21 protein-coding genes, 1 tRNA gene and 1 pseudogene are annotated in these 23,999 nt (G+C 73.7%); 19 read left to right on the forward strand and 4 right to left on the reverse strand.

The genetic code is table 11. The annotated features are described in order from the left end of the window. The first annotated feature begins 63 nt into the window (after positions 1-63). The 7 genes from sfnG to hemQ all read left to right on the forward strand — a co-directional run bounded on the left by sfnG (position 64) and on the right by hemQ (position 6,946). The gene (gene sfnG, locus ACZDWJ_RS11565) at positions 64-1,185 is read left to right on the forward strand and encodes a dimethylsulfone monooxygenase SfnG (protein WP_463521109.1); all 1,122 of its coding nucleotides are present in this window, start codon (positions 64-66) and stop codon (positions 1,183-1,185) included. Continuing rightward, complete coding sequence (locus tag ACZDWJ_RS11570; RefSeq protein WP_463521110.1) at positions 1,185-2,396, forward strand: SfnB family sulfur acquisition oxidoreductase; 1,212 nt, start codon at positions 1,185-1,187, stop codon at positions 2,394-2,396. Before sfnG ends, ACZDWJ_RS11570 begins: the two co-directional genes overlap by 1 nt. A gap of 57 nt (positions 2,397-2,453) precedes the next feature. Then, complete coding sequence (locus ACZDWJ_RS11575; protein WP_463521111.1) at positions 2,454-3,623, forward strand: LLM class flavin-dependent oxidoreductase; 1,170 nt, start codon at positions 2,454-2,456, stop codon at positions 3,621-3,623. Beyond that, positions 3,620-4,180, forward strand: a complete 561-nt coding sequence (locus tag ACZDWJ_RS11580) for an NADPH-dependent FMN reductase (RefSeq protein ID WP_463521112.1) — start codon at positions 3,620-3,622, stop codon at positions 4,178-4,180. Before ACZDWJ_RS11575 ends, ACZDWJ_RS11580 begins: the two co-directional genes overlap by 4 nt. Then, positions 4,177-4,680, forward strand: coding sequence for a flavin reductase family protein (locus tag ACZDWJ_RS11585; RefSeq protein WP_463521113.1), 504 nt, complete (start codon positions 4,177-4,179; stop codon positions 4,678-4,680). The genes ACZDWJ_RS11580 and ACZDWJ_RS11585 overlap by 4 nt, the downstream gene beginning before the upstream one ends. Positions 4,681-4,757: 77 nt before the next feature. Next, positions 4,758-6,170 carry a protoporphyrinogen oxidase gene (hemG, locus tag ACZDWJ_RS11590; protein WP_463521114.1) on the forward strand — a complete coding sequence of 471 codons (1,413 nt, stop codon included), beginning with the start codon at positions 4,758-4,760 and terminating at the stop codon, positions 6,168-6,170. 68 nt (positions 6,171-6,238) lie between these two features. After that, positions 6,239-6,946 (forward strand): hydrogen peroxide-dependent heme synthase, encoded by a 708-nt coding sequence (hemQ, locus tag ACZDWJ_RS11595; RefSeq protein ID WP_463521115.1) that lies wholly within the window; start codon positions 6,239-6,241, stop codon positions 6,944-6,946. Positions 6,947-7,071: 125 nt separating this feature from the next. On the opposite strand, the gene msrB is transcribed toward hemQ, so the two are convergent. Next, on the reverse strand, positions 7,072-7,491 hold the full coding sequence (gene msrB, locus ACZDWJ_RS11600; RefSeq protein ID WP_463521116.1) for a peptide-methionine (R)-S-oxide reductase MsrB: 420 nt from the start codon (positions 7,489-7,491) through the stop codon (positions 7,072-7,074). Positions 7,492-7,596: 105 nt separating this feature from the next. Here msrB and ACZDWJ_RS11605 point away from each other — a divergent pair, with 105 nt between their 5' ends. Beyond that, positions 7,597-8,118, forward strand: a complete 522-nt coding sequence (locus ACZDWJ_RS11605; protein WP_463521117.1) for a YxiG-like protein — start codon at positions 7,597-7,599, stop codon at positions 8,116-8,118. Between the two features lie 82 nt (positions 8,119-8,200). Further along, on the forward strand, positions 8,201-9,283 hold the full coding sequence (locus ACZDWJ_RS11610; RefSeq protein ID WP_463521118.1) for a DNA polymerase domain-containing protein: 1,083 nt from the start codon (positions 8,201-8,203) through the stop codon (positions 9,281-9,283). Between the two features lie 355 nt (positions 9,284-9,638). Here the strand turns inward: ACZDWJ_RS11610 and ACZDWJ_RS11615 are convergent, their stop codons facing one another. Beyond that, positions 9,639-10,172, reverse strand: a complete 534-nt coding sequence (locus ACZDWJ_RS11615) for a hypothetical protein (protein ID WP_463521119.1) — start codon at positions 10,170-10,172, stop codon at positions 9,639-9,641. 9 nt (positions 10,173-10,181) lie between these two features. Beyond that, on the reverse strand, positions 10,182-11,300 hold the full coding sequence (locus ACZDWJ_RS11620; RefSeq protein ID WP_463521120.1) for an ATP-dependent DNA ligase: 1,119 nt from the start codon (positions 11,298-11,300) through the stop codon (positions 10,182-10,184). Between the two features lie 107 nt (positions 11,301-11,407). Here ACZDWJ_RS11620 and ACZDWJ_RS11625 point away from each other — a divergent pair, with 107 nt between their 5' ends. The 8 genes from ACZDWJ_RS11625 to ACZDWJ_RS11660 all read left to right on the forward strand — a co-directional run bounded on the left by ACZDWJ_RS11625 (position 11,408) and on the right by ACZDWJ_RS11660 (position 20,488). Continuing rightward, positions 11,408-12,970 carry an MXAN_6640 family putative metalloprotease gene (locus ACZDWJ_RS11625; protein WP_463521121.1) on the forward strand — a complete coding sequence of 521 codons (1,563 nt, stop codon included), beginning with the start codon at positions 11,408-11,410 and terminating at the stop codon, positions 12,968-12,970. 86 nt (positions 12,971-13,056) lie between these two features. Continuing rightward, positions 13,057-14,319, forward strand: coding sequence for a glycosyltransferase (locus tag ACZDWJ_RS11630; protein ID WP_463521122.1), 1,263 nt, complete (start codon positions 13,057-13,059; stop codon positions 14,317-14,319). Between the two features lie 99 nt (positions 14,320-14,418). After that, positions 14,419-15,357, forward strand: a complete 939-nt coding sequence (locus tag ACZDWJ_RS11635; RefSeq protein WP_463521123.1) for a hypothetical protein — start codon at positions 14,419-14,421, stop codon at positions 15,355-15,357. A 77-nt stretch (positions 15,358-15,434) separates the two neighbouring features. Beyond that, the gene (locus ACZDWJ_RS11640) at positions 15,435-16,151 is read left to right on the forward strand and encodes a response regulator transcription factor (RefSeq protein WP_463521124.1); all 717 of its coding nucleotides are present in this window, start codon (positions 15,435-15,437) and stop codon (positions 16,149-16,151) included. Further along, on the forward strand, positions 16,151-17,578 hold the full coding sequence (locus tag ACZDWJ_RS11645) for a sensor histidine kinase (protein ID WP_463521125.1): 1,428 nt from the start codon (positions 16,151-16,153) through the stop codon (positions 17,576-17,578). The genes ACZDWJ_RS11640 and ACZDWJ_RS11645 overlap by 1 nt, the downstream gene beginning before the upstream one ends. Positions 17,579-17,604: 26 nt before the next feature. Continuing rightward, positions 17,605-17,683 (forward strand) — tRNA-Gln (locus tag ACZDWJ_RS11650). Between the two features lie 113 nt (positions 17,684-17,796). Further along, positions 17,797-19,218 (forward strand): bifunctional UDP-N-acetylglucosamine diphosphorylase/glucosamine-1-phosphate N-acetyltransferase GlmU, encoded by a 1,422-nt coding sequence (glmU, locus tag ACZDWJ_RS11655; RefSeq protein ID WP_463521126.1) that lies wholly within the window; start codon positions 17,797-17,799, stop codon positions 19,216-19,218. Between the two features lie 298 nt (positions 19,219-19,516). Beyond that, the gene (locus ACZDWJ_RS11660; RefSeq protein WP_463521167.1) at positions 19,517-20,488 is read left to right on the forward strand and encodes a ribose-phosphate diphosphokinase; all 972 of its coding nucleotides are present in this window, start codon (positions 19,517-19,519) and stop codon (positions 20,486-20,488) included. 58 nt (positions 20,489-20,546) lie between these two features. On the opposite strand, the gene pepN is transcribed toward ACZDWJ_RS11660, so the two are convergent. After that, on the reverse strand, positions 20,547-22,964 hold the full coding sequence (gene pepN / locus ACZDWJ_RS11665) for an aminopeptidase N (RefSeq protein ID WP_463521127.1): 2,418 nt from the start codon (positions 22,962-22,964) through the stop codon (positions 20,547-20,549). A 190-nt stretch (positions 22,965-23,154) separates the two neighbouring features. Here pepN and ACZDWJ_RS11670 point away from each other — a divergent pair, with 190 nt between their 5' ends. Together ACZDWJ_RS11670 and ACZDWJ_RS11675 are read left to right on the forward strand one after the other, a co-directional pair. After that, complete coding sequence (locus ACZDWJ_RS11670) at positions 23,155-23,832, forward strand: 50S ribosomal protein L25/general stress protein Ctc (RefSeq protein ID WP_463521128.1); 678 nt, start codon at positions 23,155-23,157, stop codon at positions 23,830-23,832. Next, positions 23,829-23,999: pseudogene (locus tag ACZDWJ_RS11675) on the forward strand (aminoacyl-tRNA hydrolase); the annotation flags it as partial. The gene ACZDWJ_RS11670 and the pseudogene ACZDWJ_RS11675, both read left to right, overlap by 4 nt.

Genomic DNA, 23,999 nt, shown 5'->3' on the forward strand with positions numbered 1-23,999 from the left:
CCGCGCTAAAAGTCCAGCAACCTAGTCAACTAAGAGCAGTAATCCCGGAAAGGGTCCTCCGCCATGTCCACCAGCCTCCCGCCGCACTTCCACGAGCCGCTCAAGTTCGCCTACTGGGTCCCGAACGTCAGCGGCGGCCTGGTCGTCAGCAACATCGAGCAGCGCACCGACTGGGGCTACGACTACAACGTCAAGCTCGCCCGCCTCGCCGAGGAGAACGGCTTCGAGTACGCCCTCTCCCAGGTGCGCTACATCGCCTCCTACGGCGCGGCCTACCAGCTCGAGTCGACGTCCTTCAGCCTCGCGCTGCTGCTGGCCACCGAGCGCCTCAAGGTGATCGCCGCCGTCCACCCCGGCCTGTGGCAGCCCGGCGTCCTCGCCAAGTGGATCGCCACCGCCGACCAGATCACCGGGGGTCGCGCCGCGATCAACGTCGTCAGCGGCTGGTTCAAGGACGAGTTCACCAAGCTCGGTGAGCCCTGGCTCGAGCACGGCGAGCGCTACCGCCGCTCGGAGGAGTTCATCCGCTACGTCCGCGAGATCTGGACCTCCGAGCACGCCGAGTTCAACGGCGACTTCTACCGGCTCCACGACTTCGACCTCAAGCCCAAGCCGATCATCACGCCTGAGCGCGCGCACCCGGAGATCTTCCAGGGCGGCAACTCCACCGACGCCCGCGGCATGGCCGGCCGGGTCTCTGACTGGTACTTCGCCAACGGCAACACGCCCGAGGGGATCGCCGAGCAGATCCGCGACGTCAACGACGTCGCCGCCGTGCACGGTCGCGCCGGGAAGGTGCGCTTCGGCGTCAACGGCTTCCTCATCGGCCGCGACACCGAGGCCGAGGCCCGCGACGTCCTGCGCGAGATCGTCGACAAGGCCGACCGCGAGGCCGTCGAGGGCTTCGGCTCGGCGGTCAAGCAGGCCGGCCAGGCCACCGGCGACAAGAAGGGCATGTGGCAGGACTCGGAGTTCGCCGACCTCGTGCAGTACAACGACGGCTTCCGCACCGGCCTGATCGGCACGCCCGAGCAGATCGCCCACCGTGCCATCGAGTACAAGCGCCAGGGCGTCAACCTGCTCCTGCTCGGCTTCCTGCACTACCACGAGGACGTCGAGTACTTCGGCCGCGAGATCCTGCCGCTCGTCCGCGAGCTCGAGGCCGCGGAGCTGGAGCGCGTCTGATGGCGACCCTCAGCCCCGAGCGCGGCACGCGCGTCCCGGTGCTCGACGCCGAGCGCGCCGTGGCCGTGGCCCGCGAGCTCTCCGACCGGTTCGCCGAGGGGGCCGCGCGGCGCGACGCCGAGCGGATCCTCCCGGCGGCCGAGCTCGACGAGCTGGCCGCCTCGGGGCTGCTCGCGATCACCGTGCCGGCCGCCCTCGGCGGCGCGGACCTCCCGACGGCCACCGTCACCGAGGTGTTCCGCGTGCTCGCCGAGGGCGACCCGAGCATCGCCCAGATCCCGCACAGCCACTTCGTCTACGTCGGCGCGCTGCGCCGCCAGGGAACCGCGGCCCAGCAGGAGAGGCTGCTGGGGGAGGTGCTGCAGGGGCGGCGCTTCGGCAACGCCCAGTCCGAGATCGGCTCTCGGCACGTCCGCGACCACGCCACCACGCTGCTGCCCGACGGGCCGGGACGCTGGCGGCTGCGCGGTCTCAAGGGCTACGCCACCGGCGCGCTGCTCGCCGACTGGATCCCCGTGCTCGCCCACCTCGACGTCGACGGGCCGCTGCACGTCGCCTGGGTCGAGCGGCACGCCCCGGGCGTCGAGGTCGTCGACGACTGGGACGGCATGGGTCAGCGCACCACCGCCTCGGGCACCGTGCGGCTCACCGACGTCGCCGTCCCAGCCGACCTCGTCACGCCCTACCACCTGACCTTCGAGGGCCCGCAGACCTACGGCGCGTTCGCCCAGGTGCTGCACGCCGCCCTCGACGCCGGCATCGCCCGCGCCGCGGTGCGCGAGGCCGCCGCGTTCGTCACCTCGAGGAGCCGGCCCTACCCCGACGCCGGGGTCGAGCGCGCCGCCGACGACCCCCTCGTCGTGCACGCCTTCGGCGAGGTCGAGCTCGCGGTCCGCGGCGCGGAGGCGCTGCTGGCCGAGGCCGCCCGGGCCGTCGACGCCGCCGAGGCCGACCTCACCGAGGCCAGTGCCGGCACCGCCTCGCTGGCCGTGGCCGCCGCCCGTGCCGCCACCACCCACGCCTCGCTCGAGGCGTCCTCGCGGCTCTTCGAGGTGGCCGGCACCCGCGCGGCGCTGGACTCCCTCAACCTGCACCGGCACTGGCGCAACGCCCGCACCCACACCCTCCACGACCCCGCGGCGTGGAAGGTGCAGCACCTGGGCCGCCACGCCCTCGACGGCACCCTGCCGCCGCGACACGGCCAGCTCTGACACGCCTCCACACGACCCGACCCGACCCACCTGCATCGACCTGCGAAGGACCTCATCGTGAGCACCCTGACGTTCCACTGGTTCCTCCCGACCAACGGCGGCGACGGCCGGCACGTCGTCGGCGGCGGGCACGGCGTGACCGCCGGACCGTCGGGCCGGCCCGCGGACGTCCCCTACCTCGGCCAGATCGCCCGCGCGGCCGAGCAGATGGGCTTCGAGGGCGCCCTGACGCCGACCGGCGCCTGGTGTGAGGACGCCTGGCTCTCCACCGCGATGCTCAGCCAGGTCTCCGACCGGCTGAAGTTCCTCGTCGCGTTCCGCCCCGGGCTCATCTCGCCCTACGTGGCCGCCCAGATGGCCGGCACCTACCAGAACCTCACCGGCCAGCGGCTGCTGCTCAACGTCGTCACCGGCGGCGAGAGCGCCGAGCAGCGCATGTTCGGCGACTTCCTCGACAAGGACGGCCGCTACGCGCGCTGCGATGAGTTCCTCACCATCGTCCGGGCCCTGTGGCGCGGCGAGGAGGTCGACTTCGACGGCGAGCACCTGCAGGTCGAGGCCGCGCGGCTCAACCAGATCCCCGAGCCCGCGCCCGCCATCTACTTCGGCGGCTCCTCGCCCGCGGCCGGACGCGTCGCGGCCAAGCACGCCGACGTCTACCTCACCTGGGGCGAGCCGCCGGCGGCCGTCGCCGAGAAGATCGCCTGGATCCGGGGGCTGGCGGCCGAGGAGGGACGCGAGATCCGCTTCGGCATCCGCATGCACGTCATCAACCGCGACACCTCCGAGGAGGCCTGGGCCGAGGCCGACCGGCTCCTCGCCGGCATCGACCCCGCCGACATCGCGCGGGTGCAGGAGGGCCTCAAGCGCTCGGAGTCGGTCGGCCAGCAGCGCATGCTCGCCCTCAACGGCGGCACCAAGGACGACCTCGAGATCCACCCCAACGTCTGGGCCGGCGTCGGCCTGGTGCGCGGCGGCGCCGGCACCGCCCTGGTGGGCAGTCACGAGGAGGTCGCCGACCGCATCGAGGAGTACCACGCCCTCGGCATCGAGGAGTTCGTGCTCTCGGCCTACCCCCACCTCGAGGGCGCCTACCAGTTCGGCGAGGGCGTGCTGCCGATCCTCGCCCAGCGCGGCCTGTGGGAGCACCCCGCGCCGCCGCAGGTGCGCGCCTCCACCCCCTTCCAGTACGCCGGCCGCGGCTCGGGCGGGAAGGCCGCGTCGTGAGCGCGGCCCCGCGGGTCGCGGTCGTCGTCGGCAACCCCCGGCCCGGCTCGCGGACCCTGGCCGCGGCCACCTGGCTGTCCGGTGCGCTCGAGCCGGACGCCGAGCCGTTCGTCGTCGACCTGGCGACGCTCGGCCCGGCCCTCCTCGACTGGTCCGACGCGCACGTCGCGTCGCTGGTCGAGCAGGTGGGCGAGGCAGACCTGGTCGTCGTCGCCTCGCCCACCTACAAGGGCGCCTGCACCGGCCTGCTCAAGCTCTTCCTCGACCGCTTCGCCGGCGGCACCGGAATGCGCGGCGTCGCCGTCCCGTTCATGCTCAGCGGGTCGCCGGCGCACGCGCTGGCCCCCGAGCTCACGCTGCGGCCCGTGCTCGCCGAGATCGGCGCCCGCGTGCCGGCGCAGGGGCTCTCGGTGCTCGACGCGCAGCACGACGACCCGCACGCCTACGCCGCCTGGCTCGACCTCTGGGCGGAGTCGGTGCGCACCCTCACCGAGGCCGCCCGCCTGGCCCGCAGCGCCACCCCCACAGCCCCCACCGCACCTGGAGTCCCCGCATGACCGTCACGCCGCTCGTCACCAACCAGGACCTCGACCCGGTCCGCCTGCGGCAGGCCTTCGGCGCCTTCCCCAGCGGCGTCGTCGCCGTCGCCGCCGAGGTCGACGGCGCGCTCACCGGCCTGGCCGCGAGCTCGTTCACCTCCGTGAGCCTGGACCCGCCGCTGGTCTCGTTCTCGGTGGCCAACACCTCCAAGACCTGGCCCGACCTGCGTCGCGCCGGTCACCTGGGTCTCAGCGTGCTCGCCGACCACCACGGCCAGGTCTGCCGCCAGCTCGCCGGGCCCGTCGAGCGCCGCTTCGACGACGTCGAGGTCACCGTGAGCGAGGAGGGCGCCGTCACCCTCGACGACGCCGCCGCGCGCTTCGACTGCTCGATCTACCGCGAGGTCGAGGCCGGCGACCACACGATCATCCTGCTGCTCCTGCACGGCGCCGACCACGTCGACGCCAGCAGCCCGCTGGTCTTCCACCGCTCCGGCTTCGGCCGCCTGGCGGGCTGAGGCGGGACGATCCGGGACGATGGTCCCGGGCGCTCGCCTGGGCCGGGGTGACACCCTGGTGCCATGAGGCGAGGGTCATGAGCACGGATCCGGTCGTCGTCGTCGGCGGCGGCATCGCCGGCCTCGCCGCGGCGCGTGACCTCGCCCTCGCCGGCCACCGCGTCGTGGTGTGCGAGGAGTCGGCGGGCGTCGGCGGCAAGCTGCGACGGCGCGAGGTCGCGGGCCTGCTCGTCGACGTCGGCGCCGAGGCGATGCTGAACCGGCGTCCCGAGGGCGTCGACCTCGCCGCGAGCGTCGGCATCGACGTCGTCCACCCCGCGATCGCCGCCTCCCGCATCTGGACCCGCCGTGGCCTGCTGCCGCTGCCCCGCACGCTGATGGGCGTGCCGCTCGACGTCGAGCAGCTGGCCGCCACCGGGCTGCTCAGCGACGAGGGCCTGGCCCACGTGCGGGGCGAGCGCGATCTGCCGGCCAGCGTGCTCACCCACGACGTCTCGGTCGGCGAGCTCGTCGACCGCCGCTTCGGCACCGAGGTCACCGACCTCCTCGTCGAGCCGCTGCTCGGCGGCGTCTACGCCGGTCAGGCGCGCCGGATCTCCGCGCGGGCGGCCGTCCCGCAGCTGGTGGCGCTGGCCGAGCGGGGCTCGGTGCTGGAGCAGTCGCCCGCCACGCCCACCACGTACTCGGCCCCGGTCTTCGCCGGCGTCGAGGGCGGCATGGGCCTGCTCGCCGAGCGACTCCTCGAGGACCTGCGCGCCCGCGACGTCGACGTCCGGCTCGGCGTCAGCGTCCGCGAGCTGCACCCCACCGCCACCGGCTACGACGTCGTCCTCGGCCCGCCCCACGCGCCGACGCGCGTCCGGACCTCCGGCGTCGTGCTCGCCACGCCCGCCGCCCCGGCGTCCCGGCTGCTCGCCGACGTCGCGCCCGACGCCGCCGCCGAGATCGGAGGCATCGAGGCCGCCTCGGTCGTCGTCGTCACCCTCGTCGTGCGCGCCACCGACGCCCCCGACCTCGCCGCCACCGGCTCGTCGGGGTTCCTCGTGCCGCCGGTCGAGGGTCGGCGGATCAAGGCCAGCACGTTCTCCTTCGCCAAGTGGGACTGGGTGCGCGAGGCCGGCCGCGCCGCCGGCGAGGCGGGGGAGGACCTCCTGGTGCTGCGCACCTCCCTCGGCCGCCACGGCGAGGACCACGTCGCCACGGCCTCGGACGAGGAGCTCGTGCGCGAGTCCCTGCTCGACCTCGCCCAGGCGATCGGGCTGCGCGCCCACCCCGTCGACGTCCACGTGCAGCGCTGGCCGCACGGCCTGCCGCAGTACGCCGTGGGCCACCTCGAGCGGGTCGAGCGGATCCGCGAGGCGCTGCACCGGGTGCCGCGCCTGGCCGTGGCCGGCGCCTCCTACGACGGCGTCGGCATCCCGGCCGTCATCGCCTCGGCCCACCGCGCCGCCACCGAGGTGCTCTCCGACCTCGCGGCCGCCGTCGGGTGACGGAGCGCACGAGCTCCACGGGACCAGGGACCGTCGGGGCGCCGCGCGCGGCGAGGCACAATGGAGCCATGGCCGAGCAGAAGACGAACGCAGCGCGCATCCGCGAGATCAACGACTCCATCCGCTACACCATGTGGTCGGTCTTCCGTCTGCGCGACGTCCTCGGCGACGCCGACCGCGACGCCGAGGGCGCCGAGGTCGAGAAGCTCTTCGCCGAGCTCGCGGAGGCCGACGTGATCATCCGCGGCCTCTACGACGTCGCCGGCCTGCGCGCCGACGCCGACGTCATGATGTGGTCGCACGCGGCCACCAGCGAGGAGCTGCAGTCGGCCTACCACCGCTTCCGCCGCACCGCGTTCGGCGCGCGCCTCGAGCCGGTCTGGTCGCAGATGGCGCTGCACCGCCCGGCGGAGTTCAACCGCTCCCACGTGCCGGCCTTCCTCGACGACGAGGAGCCCAAGGCGCACGTGTGCGTCTACCCGTTCGTCCGCTCCTACGAGTGGTACCTCCTGCCCGACGAGGAGCGCCGCGCGCTGCTGGCCGAGCACGGCCAGATGGCCCGCGACTACAAGGACGTCCGCGCCAACACCGTCGCTTCCTTCGCCCTCGGCGACTACGAGTGGATCCTCGCCTTCGAGGCCGACGAGCTCGACCGCATCGTCGACCTCATGCGTCACCTGCGGGCCTCGGGCGCGCGCCGGCACGTGCGCGAGGAGATCCCCTTCTACACCGGCGCCCGGGTGGGCGTGCGCGACCTGGTCGACCGCCTGCCCTGATCTACCTACCGACCCGCAGCACCCGCAGGAACGCCGACGGCCCCCGGATCTGGATCCGGGGGCCGTCGACGCATCGCGGCGGGCGGGCTGGCTAGTCGGGTGGTCGGGTGACCGGGTGGTCGGCCTCAGCCGGCGACCGGACCCGAGCCGTCGGCCGGCTCGAGGGTCAGGCTGAGGGAGTTGATGCAGTAGCGGTCGCCCGTCGGGGTGCCGTAGCCGTCGGGGAACACGTGGCCGAGGTGCGAGCCGCAGTGCGCGCAGCGCACCTCGACGCGCTTCATGCCGAAGCTGGTGTCCTCGATGTACTCGATGGTGTCGGTGATCGGCTGGTAGAACGACGGCCAGCCGCAGCCGGAGTGGAACTTGGTCTCGGAGCGGAAGAGCTCGGTGGAACAGGCCTTGCAGCGGTACACGCCGACGGTCTCGGTGTCGGTCAGCTTCCCCACGAACGCACGCTCGGTGCCGGCCTTGCGCAGCACGTCGTACTCGGCGGGGGAGAGCTGCTCGCGCCACTCGGCGTCGGACTTCTCAACGTCATAACCCACGCCTCCGACCCTAGGCCGCCACGCAAGCGCCTAGGGTCGGCGCATGGTGAGGACGCGGTCAGCGGATGCGCGAGGTGCGCGGACGCCCTCGGGACGACGGTGGCCGTGACACTGCTTCGACGTCGCGCCGAGATCGCCGCTGCCTTCGAGGAGGTGTTCGATCAAGCGGTCGTGTTCCACGGTTACGCCGACTTCATGCGTGACTATGACGTGGTCGTCTACGCGACGGCCGACCCTGCCACGGGCATCGAGCCCGAGCACCGTCGCTACCGCTTCAGGCACTGCGTGAAGGCCTCGGTGACCACAGCCGTGCGTGATGACGTGTGGCCGATCTCGCTCGACGACCGTCTGACCGTCTACGAGACGGGGGTCGAGCTCGACGGGTACGTCTGGGGCGTCAGGTGGCAGGCCCTCTATCCGGGCTTCCGTCTCGTCGATGACTCATCGACGGCAGTCGACTGGGGCAACCGACTGGGGATTCCCATGTTCGAGGCGGTGATGGAGACCAACGGGCACGACGTGCGCCTCATCTTCTCCGGCCTCGAGGTGACCGTCCTCGACGACGGGTGGTCGCCGTTCATCGTCAGGTCCGGCAGCGGGCCTGACTGGAAGATCCCGTTCTCCTGAGCAACCGTCGAGGCACCGCCCAGTGCCGTGGCGCCGCAGGCGGCGGTCGCCGCCGGCCACGGTCGACGGCTAGCGTGAGCGCATGGCGAAGGCACCTGCGGCGACGGTGATGGCCGGTGACCGCGAGGTGCGGGTCTCCAGCCCCGACCGCGTGATCTACGAGGCCACCGACCGCACGCCGGCGCTCACCAAGCTCGACGTGTGCCGCTACGTCGCCGACGTCGGCGAGGCGATGATGCGGGCGCTGGGGGAGCGGCCCACCGCCATGGAGCGCTGGCCCGACGGCTGGCGCGAGGGCATGCGGCTGGCCGTCGGACCGCAGGACAAGGGCGCCGACGGCTTCTACCAGAAGCGGCTGCCGCGGGGCGCGCCGGACTTCGTCGAGACCGTGCAGGTGCGCTTCCCCAGCGGCCGCACCGCCGACGAGCTGTGCCCCACGGAGCCGGCGTCCCTGGTGTGGGCCGCCCAGATGGGGACGCTGACGTTCCACCCCTGGCCGGTGCGTCGCCCCGACGTCGAGCACCCCGACGAGCTGCGCATCGACCTCGATCCGCAGCCGGGCACCACCTTCGCCGACGCCCGCCGCGTCGCGCTGCTGGCCCGCGACGTGCTCGCGGAGCTCGGGCTGCGGGGGTTCCCGAAGACCAGCGGCAACCGCGGCGTCCACGTCTACGTGCGCGTCGAGCCGCGCTGGTCCTTCGAGGACCTGCGGCACGCCGCCATCGGGTTCGGTCGCGAGCTCGAGCGGCGCGACCCCGGCGTCACCACGGCCTGGTGGAAGGAGGAGCGCGGGGAGCGGATCTTCGTCGACTTCAACCAGAACAACCGCGACCGCACCATCGCCGGTGCGTGGAGCCTGCGGCCGCGTCCGGGCGCCCCGGTGAGCACGCCGCTGACGTGGGAACAGCTCGCCGAGCTCGACGACCCGGCCACCCTCAACCTCACCACGGTGCGCGAGCACCTCGCCGACGGCGACCCGTGGGCCGAGCTGGACGCCTCGTCCGGCTCGCTGGAGCCGCTGCTGGAGCTGTGGGAGACGCTGCCCGGCGGCGAGCTCAGCTACCCGCCGGACTACCCGAAGATGCCCGGCGAGCCGCCGCGGGTGCAGCCGAGCAAGAAGGTCGCCGAGCACTGGGACGCCGACGGCAACCGCGTGGAGTCCTGACAGGGGACCGCAGCGAGGGCGAGCGACCCCGGAAAAGGCCAGGGCCCGCCCGCCGCGGCCTCAAGTCCGATGGACGAGGCCCTGTGCGACGAACGGGCTCCTGTGCTTCGATCCGGATCGCCCCCCGGCGATACCGGCTCTACATGTGGCCCTCGGCTCGCTGCTCCTCCCCCCAGATTCGCAGCGCCCGTGTGGCGGGCCGTGTCGGTCTTCGTTCCCCCCGGAACTCCCTCCGACAACCAGAACAGTAGGGGGCGGCGGTCCACAACGGCGACCACGCGACATCCACAGTTCGGTAACAAGATCCGGACCGCCGCATGAGGTCACGGGGGCGCCGGAGTCGGCGGGTCCTGCCTCAGAAGCCGGAGACGCCCTCGCCGCCGCCGGCCTGCTCGTCGAAGCTCTCGTGCTCGAGCAGGTGCAGCACCGGGACGCCGAGGTGACGACGCGCCTGCGAGGTCCAGTCGAGGCGGAAGAGCTCCGCGACGAGGTGGGGTCGGGTGAGCACGATGACCTCACGGGCGTCGACGGCGCCGACCCGCGCGAGCAGGGCGTCCAGCGGCGACTCCGGCACCAGGGCGCCCTCGGCCTCCACCCCCAGCGCGACGAGCGCGGCGGTGCTGGCGTCGAGGTCGGCCTGCGCGCGCTGGCGGGCCTCGGCGTCGAGGGCGTCGAGGTCGGCGCCGGAGAGCGCCATGGCGGGCGCGGCGCTCAGCTCGCCGCCCGAGAGCGTGCTCAGCGCGGCCTCGATGCGCGCGGCGGCGTCCTCGACGGGGAGGAGCACGTGGTAGGCCACGGGCTCCTCGACGGACTCGTGCAGCGAGCGGACGCGGGCGGCGTCGGCGGGATCGAGAGCCTGCTCCACGAGCAGGACGACGTCGTAGGCCATGCCGCGACGCTACTCCCCGGCGTCCCCGCCCGGCACTCCGCCCAGCACCTCGCCGAGGTCGTAGGAGGCGACCTCCTCGAGCTGGTCGTAGCCGCACGACGCGGGGTCGCGGTCAGGACGCCAGCGCTTGAACTGCGCGGTGTGCCGGAAGCGCCGTCCCTCCATGTGGTCGTAGCCGACCTCGAGCACGCGCTCGGGGCGCAGCGGCACGAACGAGAGGTCCTTGCCGGCGCTCCAGCGGCTCTGGGTGCCGGGCACGCGGTCGGGGTTGGCGATGGCGTCGCCGGCCCAGGCGCTCCACGGGTGCTCCTCGATGCCGCACACCAGCGGAGCGAGCTCGTCCATCAGCTCGGCGCGTCGCGCCGCGGTGAAGCTGGCGCTCACGCCGATGTGCTGGAGGCGGCCGTCGTCCCACAGGCCCAGCAGGAGGCTCCCGAGCAGGGGACGCTCGGGGGTGCTGTCCTTGTGCTCGCGGTAGCCGGCCAGGACGACGTCGGCGGTGCGGCTGTGCTTGATCTTCAGCATCGTGCGCCCGCCGGGGGAGTACGGAGCGCCCAGCGGCTTGGCGACGACGCCGTCGAGCCCGGCGCCCTCGAACTGCTCGAACCAGCGCTGCGCCTCGGCGGCGTCGGTGGTGGTGCGGGTCAGGTGGAACGGACCGCCCTGGGGCGGGAGCGTGTCACCGAGCGCGGCGACGAGGGCGGCTCGACGCTCGGCGAACGGACGCTCGAGGTAGGCCTCGTCGTCGAGGGCCAGGAGGTCGAATGCGACGTAGGACGCCGGCGTCTGCTCGCTGAGCAGCCTCACGCGGGAGGCCGCCGGGTGGATGCGCTCCTGCAGCACCTCGAACTGCAGGCGCGAGCCGTCGCTGACGAAGACCTCCCCGTCGAGCACGCAGCGGTCGGGCAGCTGGGCTCGGGCCGCCTCGACCAGCTCGGGGAAGTAGCGCGTCAGCGGCTTGGTGTTGCGGCTGGTGAGCTCGACCTCGTCGCCGTCCTTGAACACCAGGCAGCGGAAGCCGTCCCACTTGGGCTCGAAGGACAGCCCGCCCTGCGCGGCCGGATCCGGGACGCCCTTCACCGACTTCGCGAGCATCGGGGAGACGGGCGGCATGACGGGCAGGTCCATGGGGTGACTCTGCCACCGTCGCCGGTGGCCTCGGGTGGTCTGGACCGAAGAGTCAAGACGTCGCCGTTCGGCCACCGTCGACGCGCCGGGGTTCCTAGCCTCGCCAGGTGATCGTGACCCCCCTCCGGATCGCCGGCGCCGTCATGGCGCTCGCGCTGCCGCTCAGCACCGTGACCATGGCCTCGGCCGACGCCGAGCGTCCCGCCCCCGTCGCCAGGACCTCCGCCCGCGCCGCCGCCGCGCTGGCCACCGTCGAGGACGTCGTGGGCGGCCGCGCCCGCGGCACCGACCTGACGCTCGCCCTGCGCGACCTCAGCGTCGCGCGCTCCGAGATGACGCCCGCCGACCGCGCCGCCGCCGACGCCTACCTCGCGCGCCCCACGGCCAAGCGGATCGGCGGCCGCGGCGACCTCTCCTACTCCGTGGCCGAGGCGCCGCCCGTCTGCAACGCCTCGATCTGCGTGCACTACGTGACGAGCACCGACGACGCCCCGCCGAACGTCGATGACGACGAGAACGGCGTCCCGGACGCCGTCGACCAGACGCTGTCGGAGATGACCGCCATCCGCAGCCAGTACCTCGACGCCGGCTACCGGGCGCCGAAGTCCGACGGCACCGTCGGCGGCGGCACGGACAAGTTCGACGTCTACCTCTCCAACCTCGGCGGGGACGGCGTCTACGGCTACTGCACCTCCGACGACCCGGCGCAGAGCCAGGAGGTCTACGACGTCTGGTCCTACTGCGCCCTCGACGACGACTTCGTCGAGTTCGAGAACGAGCCGCTCGCCTCGCTGCAGGTGACCGCTGCTCACGAGTACTTCCACGCGGTGCAGTTCGGCTACGACTACCTCGAGGACTCCTGGCTGCTGGAGGCCACGGCCGCCTGGATCGAGGACGAGGTCTACCCCGACGTCAACGACAACCGGCAGTACCTGGCCACCAGCCCGCTGCGCTCGCCGCAGACCTCGATGGACCAGTTCATCGACTCCGGCTCCCTGGCCAACTGGCACTACGGCGTGTGGATCTTCTTCCGCTTCCTCACCGAGAAGTACCCCGACGCCCAGGGAGGGCTGCCGACCCTGGTCCGCGACGTCTGGGACCAGGTCGACGCGGCGCCCGGCGGTCCGGACCAGTACTCCTGGCAGGCCGTCGACACCGCGCTGAAGGCGCGCGGCTCGAGCGCCGCGAAGGAGTTCGCCGCGTTCGTGGCGGCCAACCGTCGCCCCCAGCAGACCTATGCGGAGGGTGCGGCCGTGCGCTACCCGTCGGCGTCCCCGGCGAAGTCGTTCACGGTGCGCGACGACCGTGACCTCGTCGCCTCGACGACGATCAACCACCTCGCCGCACGGACCTACCGGTTCACCCCGAGCCGCCTGCCCTCCCGGGCGACCCTCAAGGTCGCCATCGACATGGCCGACCTCGCCCGCGGATCGCGGGTGGCCATCACGACGGTGAGCAAGGCCGGCGTCGCCAAGGTGAGCTACCCGACGCTCAACAGCCGGGGCAACTACGGGAAGTCGCTGTCCTTCGGTGGCACGAAGTACGTCGAGATCTCGCTGATCAACGCCAGCGGTCGCTTCACCTGCTTCGTGCAGGGTCCGTTCTCCTGCCAGGGCACCGCCAAGGACGACAAGCAGAAGGCGTCGATCACCGCCTACGCGGTGTACTGATCGGTCGGCGTCCTGCCAGGTCGCTGCGGAGCGCCGAAAGCCGTGATCCGCCTGCGCGCAGCGGGGATGCGGGAGAGGATCGGCCGGTGAGGATCGAGTGGCTCTGCGAGGCCGGCGCGACGGGCTACGCCACCGCCGGCAAGGAGTACGTGCGGTGGCTGGCGGCCTCCGACGTCGCGGTGCGCTGGACGCCGCTCCTCCCGCACGGGCCGGCCCTGCGGGAGGCGACCTCGTCGGACCGGGCGCGGCGATGGGGCGACCCGCTCCTCGACGTCGCCGCGCGCGCCACCCTGGACCCCGAGGTGGCGGTGCTCCACTGCGTCCCGGGGTTCCAGGCCGACCTCCTCGACGCCGCCCGGGCCCGCGCCGACCGTGTCGTCGGCTACACGGTCTGGGAGACCGCTCGGACGCCCGCGAGCTGGGCGCCGATCCTCAACCGTCTCGACGGCGTGCTGGTGCCGTGCCGATGGAACGTCGAGGTCCTGCGCGGCTCCGGCGTCACGGTCCCGATCCACGTCGTCCCGCACCTGCCTCCGGCGCCGGTCGCTCCGACCGCCGCCGCCCGCATCCGGCTCGAGGACCGCATCGAGGCCGGGCGGCTCGGACCGCGCGCGGATCCGGGCGCCCGCACCGTCTACGTGATCGGCACCAGCGTGCGCCGCAAGGCCCTCGACCGCGCGGTCGCCGCCTTCGTCGAGGCCTTCGCCGGCCGCACCGACGTGCGCCTCGTGGTGAAGACCGGGGACGAGGACTTCACGGTGCCGCCGACGAGCTGGCGTCCGATCCTCTCGGCCGGCCGGGTCCGCCGCCGGTGGCGGCATCCCTCGCCCGCGACCTCGCTGCGGCCGCTCCTGGACGCCACGCCCGGAGCCCCGCCGGTGTCGGTGATCTGTCACGACACGCTGCCGCCCGAGGAGATCGCCGCCCTCCACCAGGTCGGCGACGTCTACCTCTCCCTGGCGCGCTCGGAGGGCTGGGGCCTCGGCGCCTTCGACGCGGCGCTCGCGGGTCGTCCGGTCGTGATGACGGGGTTCGGGGGTCAGCTCGACTTCCTGGACCCCGATCTCGCCCACCTGGTGGACCACGAGCCGGCGCCGGCCTTCGAGACGGTGTGGGACGTCGGCTACGTCGAGGGCGACCTGTGGGCCGAGCCCGACGTCCATCACGCCGCGCACCTCCTGCGCGAGGTCGTCGACCATCCGGAGGTCTCGCTCGCCCGCGCGGAGCGCCTCGCCGAGCGGCTCCGGCACCGGTTCGCCCCCGAGCGGACCGGGGCCGCGCTCCTGGACGCGCTCGGCGAGGTGCTCGCCGCGCCGGGAGGCCCCGCGATCTCGACGTCGCAGGCCTGACCGCCTCCTGTCCTCGGACTCACCACTTCCTCACCAGCGCGGCGTGGGATCGAGACGTCGGCGGGCATCGGGCCCGCCCGCTCCCGAAGAGGTCACGTCATGTCGATCCGCCCGCGCACCACCCGCTCGCGTCGCGTCCTCGCGCCGGCCCTCGCGGCCGCCGCCCTCGCCGGCCTGGCCCTCGCCGCTCCCGGCGGCGCTCAGGCCGCTGGCCCGACCGCGGCTCCGTCTCCCGCGTCCTCCCCGGCGACGATCGCCGAGCTGCAGCACGCCATGGTCACCGAGGCCTTCGCCTACGGCCAGTACCGCGCGTACGCCGACGCCGCGGCCGGCGACCCCACCGCCGCCGACACCTGGCGCGCGGTGGCCGACGTCGAGTACTGGGACCACTTCGTCTCCGAGGGCGCTCTCACCGGGCTGGTCGGCACCAACGCGCAGGACGTGCGCGCCGCCGTCGCCTCGGAGAGCGGCGCCTCGCGCGACTACGGCCGCTGGGCGGCCATCGCGGACGCCGCCGGCTGCCCGGGCGTCGCCGCCACGCTGCGCGAGATCCGCTCCGACGAGCAGGGCCACCTCGCCCTCTTCCAGCAGGCGGCGGCCGGCTCCGTGGCCGCGGGCCCGAGCGTCGACCGCGTTGCGACCCACCCGGCGTCCCCGGCGTGCGCCGCGCCGTCGGTGGCGGCCGCGCTGCAGGCCGCGATGGAGTCCGAGACCCTCGCCTGGGGCCAGTACACGCAGTGGGCCGCCCGGGCGGCGAACACCGGCGACCCGCGGCTCGCGGCGCTCTTCCGCGAGGTCGCCGCGGTCGAGCTCGAGGACCACTTCGCCACCGAGGCGAACCTGGCCGGCCTGGTCGGCAGCACCGCCTCGAACCTGCGCGCGTCGATCGCCTCCGAGCAGGACGCGATCGCGATGTACGGCCGTGACACCGCCGCCGAGCGGGCCCGCGGCGACGTCGCCGCCGCCGACCTCACCGCCGAGGTGCGCGGCGACGAGCAGGGTCACCTCGCCTCGTTCCGCGCCCTCGCCGCCCGCTGAGTGGTGTGACCCACTCCACGGAGCGCACCTCCCTCCGGGGCCTCCTCGCCCCGGATGGAGGTGCGTACGCTGACGAGGTGCGGGTCCTTCTCGTGGAGGACGAGCAGGCCCTGGCCGGCTTCGTCCGGAACGCACTCGAGGCCGACGGGTACGTCGTCGAGCACGTCGGGTCCGGTGAGCGCGCCCTCGTGCTGCTGGCCGCCGAGGACTTCGACGTCGTCGTCCTCGACCTCGTGCTGCCCGACTGCGACGGACTGGACGTGCTCGCGCGGCTGCGGCGTCAGGACCCCGCCCTGCCGGTGGTGATCGTCTCCGCGCGCGGGCAGGTGGCCGACCGGGTGCGTGGCCTCGACCTCGGCGCCGACGACTACCTCGTCAAGCCGTTCGCGCTCGCCGAGCTCTCCGCCCGCATCCGCGCCGCCCTGCGCTCGCCGACCCAGTCGGCCTCGCACGTGCTCGAGCTCGGCGACCTCGCGCTGGACCTGCGCTCCCACCAGGTGCGCCGGGGCGCCGAGGAGGTGCACCTGACGGCGCGGGAGTTCCACCTCCTCGCGCACCTGATGCGCCACCCCGACCAGGTCGTCTCGCGTCCCCAGCTGCTGCAGGCCGTGTGGGGGCTCTCCCACGACCCGGGGACGAAGGTCGTCGAGGTCTACGTGGGGCAGCTGCGCCGCAAGCTCGGGCCCGACGTCGGCCCGCTGCTGGAGACCGTCCGCCAGGCCGGCTACCGGCTGCGCACGCCGGGCGCCGCGGCGCCCGCCACCGCCGCAGCCCCGGCGCTCGGGTCGTCCTGATGCGCCTGCTCCCGCGGTCGCTCGCGCTGCGCGTCGGCCTGATCGCGGGCGTGCTGGTCTTCCTCAGCACGGTGGCGTGCCTGCTCGTCGTCGAGCACACCACGGGCCGCCGGCTGGCCGACGAGATCGACTCCGACCTCGTCACGCAGGGACGGGAGTGGAACGCGCTGGTGGCCCGGCGTCCGATGCACGACCGCGCCGACCTCCTCGCCGCGGCGCATGCCTGGGTCGTGCAGCAGCACGAGCACCCGCTCTCGCAGCTGCAGGTCGTCCACATCCCCGACCTGGGACCGGTCACCAACCAGCCGCGGCTCGAGCGCCGCGCCTCTCACGTCCCGGGCGGTCTGTGCGGCGCCTCGCCCGGCGTCGAGCGCCGCTCCCTCGGCGGCGGCCAGCGCGCCGAGGTGCTCACGCTCGTCGTGCGCAGCGACCGCCCCGGCGGCGCCTACCTGGGCACCGTCCAGGTGGCCGACTCCTGGACGCCGGTGCAGGCCGCCCAGGCCCGGGTGCGCGGCCAGATGCTCGCCGTCGGGCTGCCGTTCTCGGTGGGCGCCGCCGCCCTGGTGGCGCTCAGCGTCGCGCTGCTCCTGCGTCCCCTGCGCCGCATGCAGCTGGTGGCCGCGCAGGTCAGCGGCGGCGACCTCACCGCCCGGGCCCCGGTGCGGCGCAGCGACGTCGAGGAGGTGCGCAGCCTCGCAGGCTCTCTCGACGCCATGCTCACCCTGCTCGAGCGCTCCTTCGAGCAGGAGCGGCGGCTGGTGGCCGACGCCTCGCACGAGCTGCGCACCCCGCTGGCGGTGCTGCGGGCGCAGGCCGAGCTGCTGCGCGACCGCGTCGACGCCGCTGCGCAGCCCGACGTCGAGGCCCTGCTCGCCCGTCTGGACCGCACCGGCCTGCTCGTCGACGACCTGCTGACGCTGGCCGTCACCGACCGCTCCGACCTCCTCCTCACCCGGCCGATCGACGTCGCCGACCTCGCCGCCGACCTCGAGCGCGACCTGCCGCTGCTCGGCCCCCGTCGCTTCGAGGTCGTGTGCCGGACCCGGGGCGCCATCGACGTCGACCCCGCCCGCCTCGACCAGGTGCTGCGCAACCTCGTCGCCAACGCGGTGCGGCACACCGCCGAGGAGGGCCGGATCGCGCTCGTCCTCGAGGCCGCGCCGGACCCGAGCCGGCTGCGCATCAGCGTGCTCGACGACGGCACCGGCATCGACCCCGCGCTCCTGCCGCACGTCTTCGACCGGTTCCGCTCCGGCTCCGAGGGCGGCTCGGGGCTCGGCCTGCCGATCGCCCGCGCGCTGGTGGAGGCCCACGGCGGCACCCTCGTCCTCCACTCGCGGCCCGGCGAGGGCACCCGCGCCGTCGTCGAGCTGCCCGGTCTGCGGGAGGCCTCCGGCGATCGCGGCGTCCACCCCGCCGATGGCTAAGGTGTCCTCGCCTCCGCAGGGGGCGTTCCCCGGTTGGTCTGCCGGCAGGGCCCGCCTGACTTTGAATCAGGACTAGCGACGTAGGTTCGACTCCTACCCGGGGAGCGATGTGCGCTCCTGCGCCGCCGACGGGCATCCCCCTGCGCTCCCGACTCGACCCCTGTCCGCGCCCTCACTACAGTGGCCCGACGCCCACCCCGCCCTGAGGAGACCTGCTCGTGGCCGTGCCACTCACCGTCGTCGTGCTCGCCGCAGGCGGAGGAACCCGGATGCGGTCGAAGACGATGAAGGTGCTCCACCGCATCGGCGGCCGCAGCATGATCGGCCACGTCCTCACCGCCGTGCGCGAGACCGGCCCGCAGCGCGTCGTCGCCGTCGTCGGCCACCAGCGCGAGCAGGTCGGGCCGCACATCGCCGAGCTCATGCCCGAGGCGGTGCTCGCCGTCCAGGAGCAGCAGCACGGCACCGGGCACGCCGTCCGGGTGGCGCTGGAGTCGGTCGAGGCGCTCGAGGGCACCGTGCTCGTCGCCTACGGCGACACCCCGCTGCTGCAGGGCGACTCCCTGCGCGCGTTCGCCACCGACCACGAGGCCGCCCAGCGCGCGGTCAGCATCCTCTCCGGCGTCGTCCCCGACCCCACCGGCTACGGTCGGGTGGTCCGCGACGCCGACGGCGAGGTCACCGCGATCGTCGAGCAGAAGGACGCCACCCCCGAGCAGCGCGAGATCGACGAGATCAACTCCGGCATCCTCGCCTTCGACGCCGCCTTCCTCTCCGAGGCCATCCACCGGCTCTCCAACGACAACGCCGGCGGCGAGTACTACCTCACCGACCTCGTGGGCCTCGCCCGCGACGCCGGGCTGCACGTCGGCGCCTACCGGCTCGACGACGTCCGCCAGACCGAGGGCGCCAACGACCGCGTCCAGCTCGCGACGCTCGGCGCGGAGATGAACCGCCGCATCCTCGAGCGCTGGATGCGCGAGGGCGTCACCGTCATCGACCCCGCCACCACCTGGATCGACGCCGACGTCGAGCTGGCCCGCGACGTCACGATCCTGCCCGGCACCCAGCTGCTCGGCACCACCGTCGTCGCCGAGGACGCCGTCGTCGGCCCCGACACCACCCTCACCGACTGCGAGATCGGCGCCGGCGCCTCGGTCGTGCGCGCCCACGCGCACCTGGCCGTCGTCGGCGAGGGCGCCAGCGTCGGCCCCTTCGCCTACCTGCGTCCCGGCACCCGCATCGGCGGCCGCGGCAAGGTCGGCACGTTCGTCGAGACCAAGAACGCCGTGCTCGGCGAGGGCGCCAAGGTGCCCCACCTCTCCTACGTCGGCGACGCCGAGATCGGCGAGGGCACCAACATCGGCGCCGGCACGATCGTGGCCAACTACGACGGCGTGAACAAGCACCGCACCGTCGTCGGCAAGCACGCCAAGACCGGCTCCAACAACACCTTCGTCGCCCCCGTCGTCATCGGCGACGGCGCGTCGACCGGCGGCGGGACGGTGGTCCGCGGCGAGGTGCCCCCCGGCGCCCTCGCCGTCAGCGCCGGCCCGATGCGGGTGCTCGAGGGCTGGGCGCTCGAGCGGCGTGACGGCACCGCCCAGGCCGACGCCGCCCGCGCTGCTCTCGAGGGCTGATCCCGAAGGGTCCCGGGCGGATCTGCGCGCGGCGGCGCTGAAAGCTTTGGCGGCCAGCCGCCGAAAGCTTCAGAGGCCAGCCGCCGAAACCCTCGGTTGGAGTTCGAAGGTTCGAACGCCAACCGAAAGGTCTGGCGGTCGGCCGCCAGAGCTTTCACGCGGGCCCCGCCCGACCCACGCCGTGATCTCCCCCACGAGCCCCGCTCAGCCAGGGAACGGGCGTCCGGGGGAGGTCGGGAGACGTGAGAGGATGCTGGCCGTCCCGCCCCGCGACCGAAGGCAGCGCATCGTGACCGGAATGAAGAAGGCCACCGAGAAGAACCTGATGGTCTTCAGTGGCCGGGCCCACCCCGAGCTCGCCGAGCAGGTCGCCCAGCTCCTCGGCACCGACCTCGTGCCGACCTCGGCCTACGAGTTCGCGAACTCCGAGATCTACGTGCGCTACGAGGAGTCGGTGCGCGGCTGCGACGCGTTCGTCATCCAGAGCCACACCGCTCCGATCAACGAGTGGATCATGGAGCACCTGATCATGGTCGACGCGCTCAAGCGCGCGAGCGCCAAGCGCATCACCGTGGTCATGCCGTTCTACGGCTACGCCCGCCAGGACAAGAAGCACCGCGGCCGCGAGCCGATCTCGGCGCGGCTGATGGCCGACCTGTTCAAGACCGCCGGCGCCGACCGGCTCATCTGCGTCGACCTCCACGCCGACCAGATCCAGGGCTACTTCGACGGCCCCGTCGACCACCTGATGGCGCTGCCGATCCTCACCGACTACGTGCTGGAGAAGTACGGCGACGAGCAGCTCGCCGTCGTCTCGCCCGACGCCGGCCGCATCAAGGTCGCCGAGCGCTGGTCGGCCAAGCTGGGCGGCGCCCCGCTGGCCTTCATCCACAAGACCCGGCGCACCGACGTCGCCAACGAGGTCGTCGCGAACCGCGTCGTCGGCGACGTCTCGGGCCGCATCTGCGTGCTCACCGACGACATGATCGACACCGGCGGCACCATCGTGAAGGCCGCCGAGGCCCTCATGGCCGAGGGCGCGGCCGGCGTCATCATCGCCGCCACGCACGCGATCCTCTCCGACCCCGCCGTCGACCGGCTCAAGAACTCCCCGGCCACCGAGGTCATCGTCACCAACACCCTGCCGATCCCCGCCGAGCGGGAGTTCGACAAGCTGACGATCCTCTCGATCGCCCCGCTGGTCTCCCGGGCCATCCGCGAGGTCTTCGAGGACGGCTCGGTCACGTCGATGTTCGACGGGCACGCCTGAGCGAGGACGCGCGAGGCCGGCTCCACCCGGAGCCGGCCCCGCCCGAGCGCAGGTGCGCTCAGACCTCCAGGTCGTCGAGCCGGTCGTCCCACTGGCGACGCAGCACGGTCGGGACGTCGCCGGCCAGCGCCGCGCGCAGCTGCGCCCGCTGCGCCCCGCTGAGGGCGAAGGTCGGGAACGAGCGACCCACCACCTGGGCGAACGCCTGGCCGCGCGCGGCCCAGAGCGGCGCCTCGCGCAGGTAGCGCTCGACGTAGGGCGCGACGAGCTCGGTGCGGCTGCTCGACCACAGGCCGTCGAGGAGCGCGGCGAACCGCCGGTTGTCGACGTCGGGCGCCGAGGCCAGCGCCCACGCCTCGGCCTTGGCCTCGGGCGTGGGACGCGCGGCACGGGCCCGCAGGGCGCCGAGCTCGGCGTCGCGGCCGGGGGAGGAGGCGACGGCGGCCTCGATCTCGGCGTCGTCGAGCTCGCCGAGGGATGCCAGCCGGGCGAGCACGCCCCAGCGGTCGGTGGGGCCGAGGTCGGCGACGCCGACGCGTCCGGTCTCCAGGGCTCGGCGCAGCGCGGGCACCGAGCGGGAGCCGGCGATCCAGCCGGGCAGGAGAGCGGCGGCCAGGGCGGGGTCCTCGGTGCGGGCCAGGCCGTCGCCGCAGGCGGCGGCGAGCACCACGAGGGCGTCCTCCACCTGCGCGGCGGGCACGGTGAGGAGGGTGCGGCGCAGCACCCGCAGCACGACGGCGGCCGCCACCGAGGGCGCGGACTCGTGCGGCAGGTGATCGCGGACGACGGCGAGCACGTCGTCAGCGGGCGCGAGGAACGCCTCGCACCACAGCACCGAGCGCACGAGGGGGTCCTCGATGCGGGTCAGCCCCGCGCGCAGGTGCGAGGCGGAGACCTCGTCGGGCAGCACGCGCGCGTAGGTCTCGCCGAGGGCGTTGACGACGACGATCCGCCCGCGCATGTCGACGAGCGCCACGGGGTCGTCGGCGAGGTCGACGGTGCGGCGGGCGACCTCGCGCAGCTGCTCGTCGTACGCCGCGACGGTGAGGCGGTGCGGGCGGCTGCCGCGGCGGCGCAGCACGGGGACGTCGTCGCCGCGGTGCACGACGATCTCGTCGTAGCCGGTGGTGCGCAGCCAGGCCTGGGTCCAGGCGCGCACGTCGCGACGCTCGGGGGCGGCCAGCGCGGCCTCCTCCAGGCAGGCGACGAGGTCCTCGAGGGTGGCGTTGGCGAACCGGAAGCGGATCAGGTAGGCGTTCACGCCGCGCAGGAAGGTCTCATCGCCCAGCCAGGTCACCAGCTGGCGCAGCGCGGCGTTGCCCTTGCCGTAGGAGATGGCGTCGAAGATCGTGGCCGCGGCGTCGACGTCGGGGACGTCCTCGGGACGCGCGGCCACGGGGTGGGTGGAGCGTCGCCGGTCGGCGTCGTACACGGCCGGCTTCTGGGCCACCTCGAAGGCGGCCTGCGCGCCGACGTAGCCGGCGGCGTCGGCGGCCACGCGGAAGCCCATGTAGTCGGCGAAGGACTCCTGCAGCCAGGTGTCCTCCCACCAGGTCATCGTGACGAGGTCGCCGAACCACATGTGCGACATCTCGTGGGCGATGATCATCGCTCGCAGCAGCCGCTCGTGCTCGGCCATCGGCCCGACGGGCAGCAGCTCGTCGCGGTAGGTGACGCAGCCGGGCATCTCCTGGGCGCCCCAGTTGAGGCCGGGCACGAACACCTGGTCGTAGGAGTCGAAGGGGTAGGGCTCGTCGAAGAGGTCGGCGTAGTGCTCGTAGCACTCCAGCGTGATCCGCTCGAGCTCGGCGGCGTCACGGGCGAGCGCGTCGGCCAGGGACGCGCGGGCGTGCCAGCCGAACGGGACGCCCGCGTGCTCGAAGCGGTGCGAGGCCAGGCGGCCGGCCACGACGACGAACAGCACCACCGGGATCGGCGGGGTCGTGGTGAAGGCCCAGACGCCGTCGGCCTGCTCGGCCGCGGTGGTGGTGGGCTGGCCGTTGGCGAGCACCGTGACGCCGGGCTCGGCGGCCACGCTGAGCGTCAGCGGCGCCTTGAGGTCGTTCTGGTCGAAGCAGGCGAAGATCTTCTGCGCGATGTCCATGCCGACGTAGGCGCCGACGTACACCTCGCCGTCGGCGGGATCGGTCATGCGGTGCATGCCGTCGCCGTCGCTCACGTAGGGCACGCGGGCCTCGACCTCGACGCGGTGCTCGGTGCCGGGACGCAGGTCGCGCAACCGTAGGCGACGGCCGTCGTAGTCGGGACGCTCCACGCGCACGCCGTCGATGCTGACGACGAGGTCGCTCGCCGCGGTCAGCTCCAGGAAGGTCGTGGGCTCGTGCGCGGTGAAGACGACGACGGTGCGCGAGCCGAACGTGCCCTCCTGCGGGCGACGCAGGTCGAGGGCGATGTCGTAGGAGACCTGGCTGACGGCGGCGGCCCGGGCACGGGCCTCGGCGAGGGTGAGCGACACAGGGTGAACCTAACCGGCCTCTGCGGTCACGCGCGGATTGGTGCCCCGCACGCCGGCGCGGGTAGGCTTCCCCGGTTGCCTCGGCGAGGGAGCGTGATCGACGCTCCGTGATCGACAGGGCCCGGCTCTCCGGCCGCCCGTCGCTCGCGCCCGGGCTGCGCCCAGCTTCCAGCACAGCACGAGGAGAGTCATGTCCGCCGAGAAGATCACCGCCGAGCAGCGCACCGAGTTCGGCAAGGGCGCCGCGCGCCGCATCCGTCGCGAGCACAAGGTGCCCGCCGTCGTCTACGGCCACGGCTCCGAGCCGCTGCACCTGACCCTGCCGGGTCACGAGACGATGATGGCCCTCAAGCACGGCGGCGCGAACGCCCTGCTCGAGCTCGTCGTCGACGGCCAGACCCAGCTCGCCCTGACCAAGCAGGTCCAGGTCGACCCGATCCGCCGGGTGCTCGAGCACATCGACTTCGTCGCGGTCAAGCGCGGCGAGAAGGTCACCGTCGACGTCCCGGTCGTCGTCGTGGGCGACGCCCAGCCCGAGACCCTCGTCGTCACCGAGAACGCCACCGTCTCCCTCGAGGCCGAGGCCACCAACATCCCCGAGCAGATCGAGGTCTCGGTCGAGGGCGCCGAGGTCGGCACCCAGATCCTCGCCTCCGACCTGCAGCTGCCCGCCGGCACCACCCTGCTGGCCGAGGACGAGCTCCTCATCGTCAACATCACCGCCGCCCCGACCGCCGAGGAGGTCGAGGCCGAGCTCGCCGAGGCCGAGGCCGAGGCCGGCATCGAGCGCGACGAGTCCGACGAGGAGATCGCGGCCGCCGAGGCCGAGGCCGCCGAGGGCTCGTCCGAGGAGTCGACCGAGGAGTGACCGCCGACCAGGCGGACGTGTGGCTGGTGGTCGGGCTGGGCAATCCCGGCCCGACCTACGCCGGCCACCGGCACAACATCGGCTACCTCGTCTGCGACGAGCTGGCCTCCCGGATGGGCTCGCCCTTCCGGGCGCACAAGTCGGGGCGCGCCGAGGTCGTCGAAGGA

This window comes from Nocardioides sp. B129/18 (assembly GCF_055282735.1).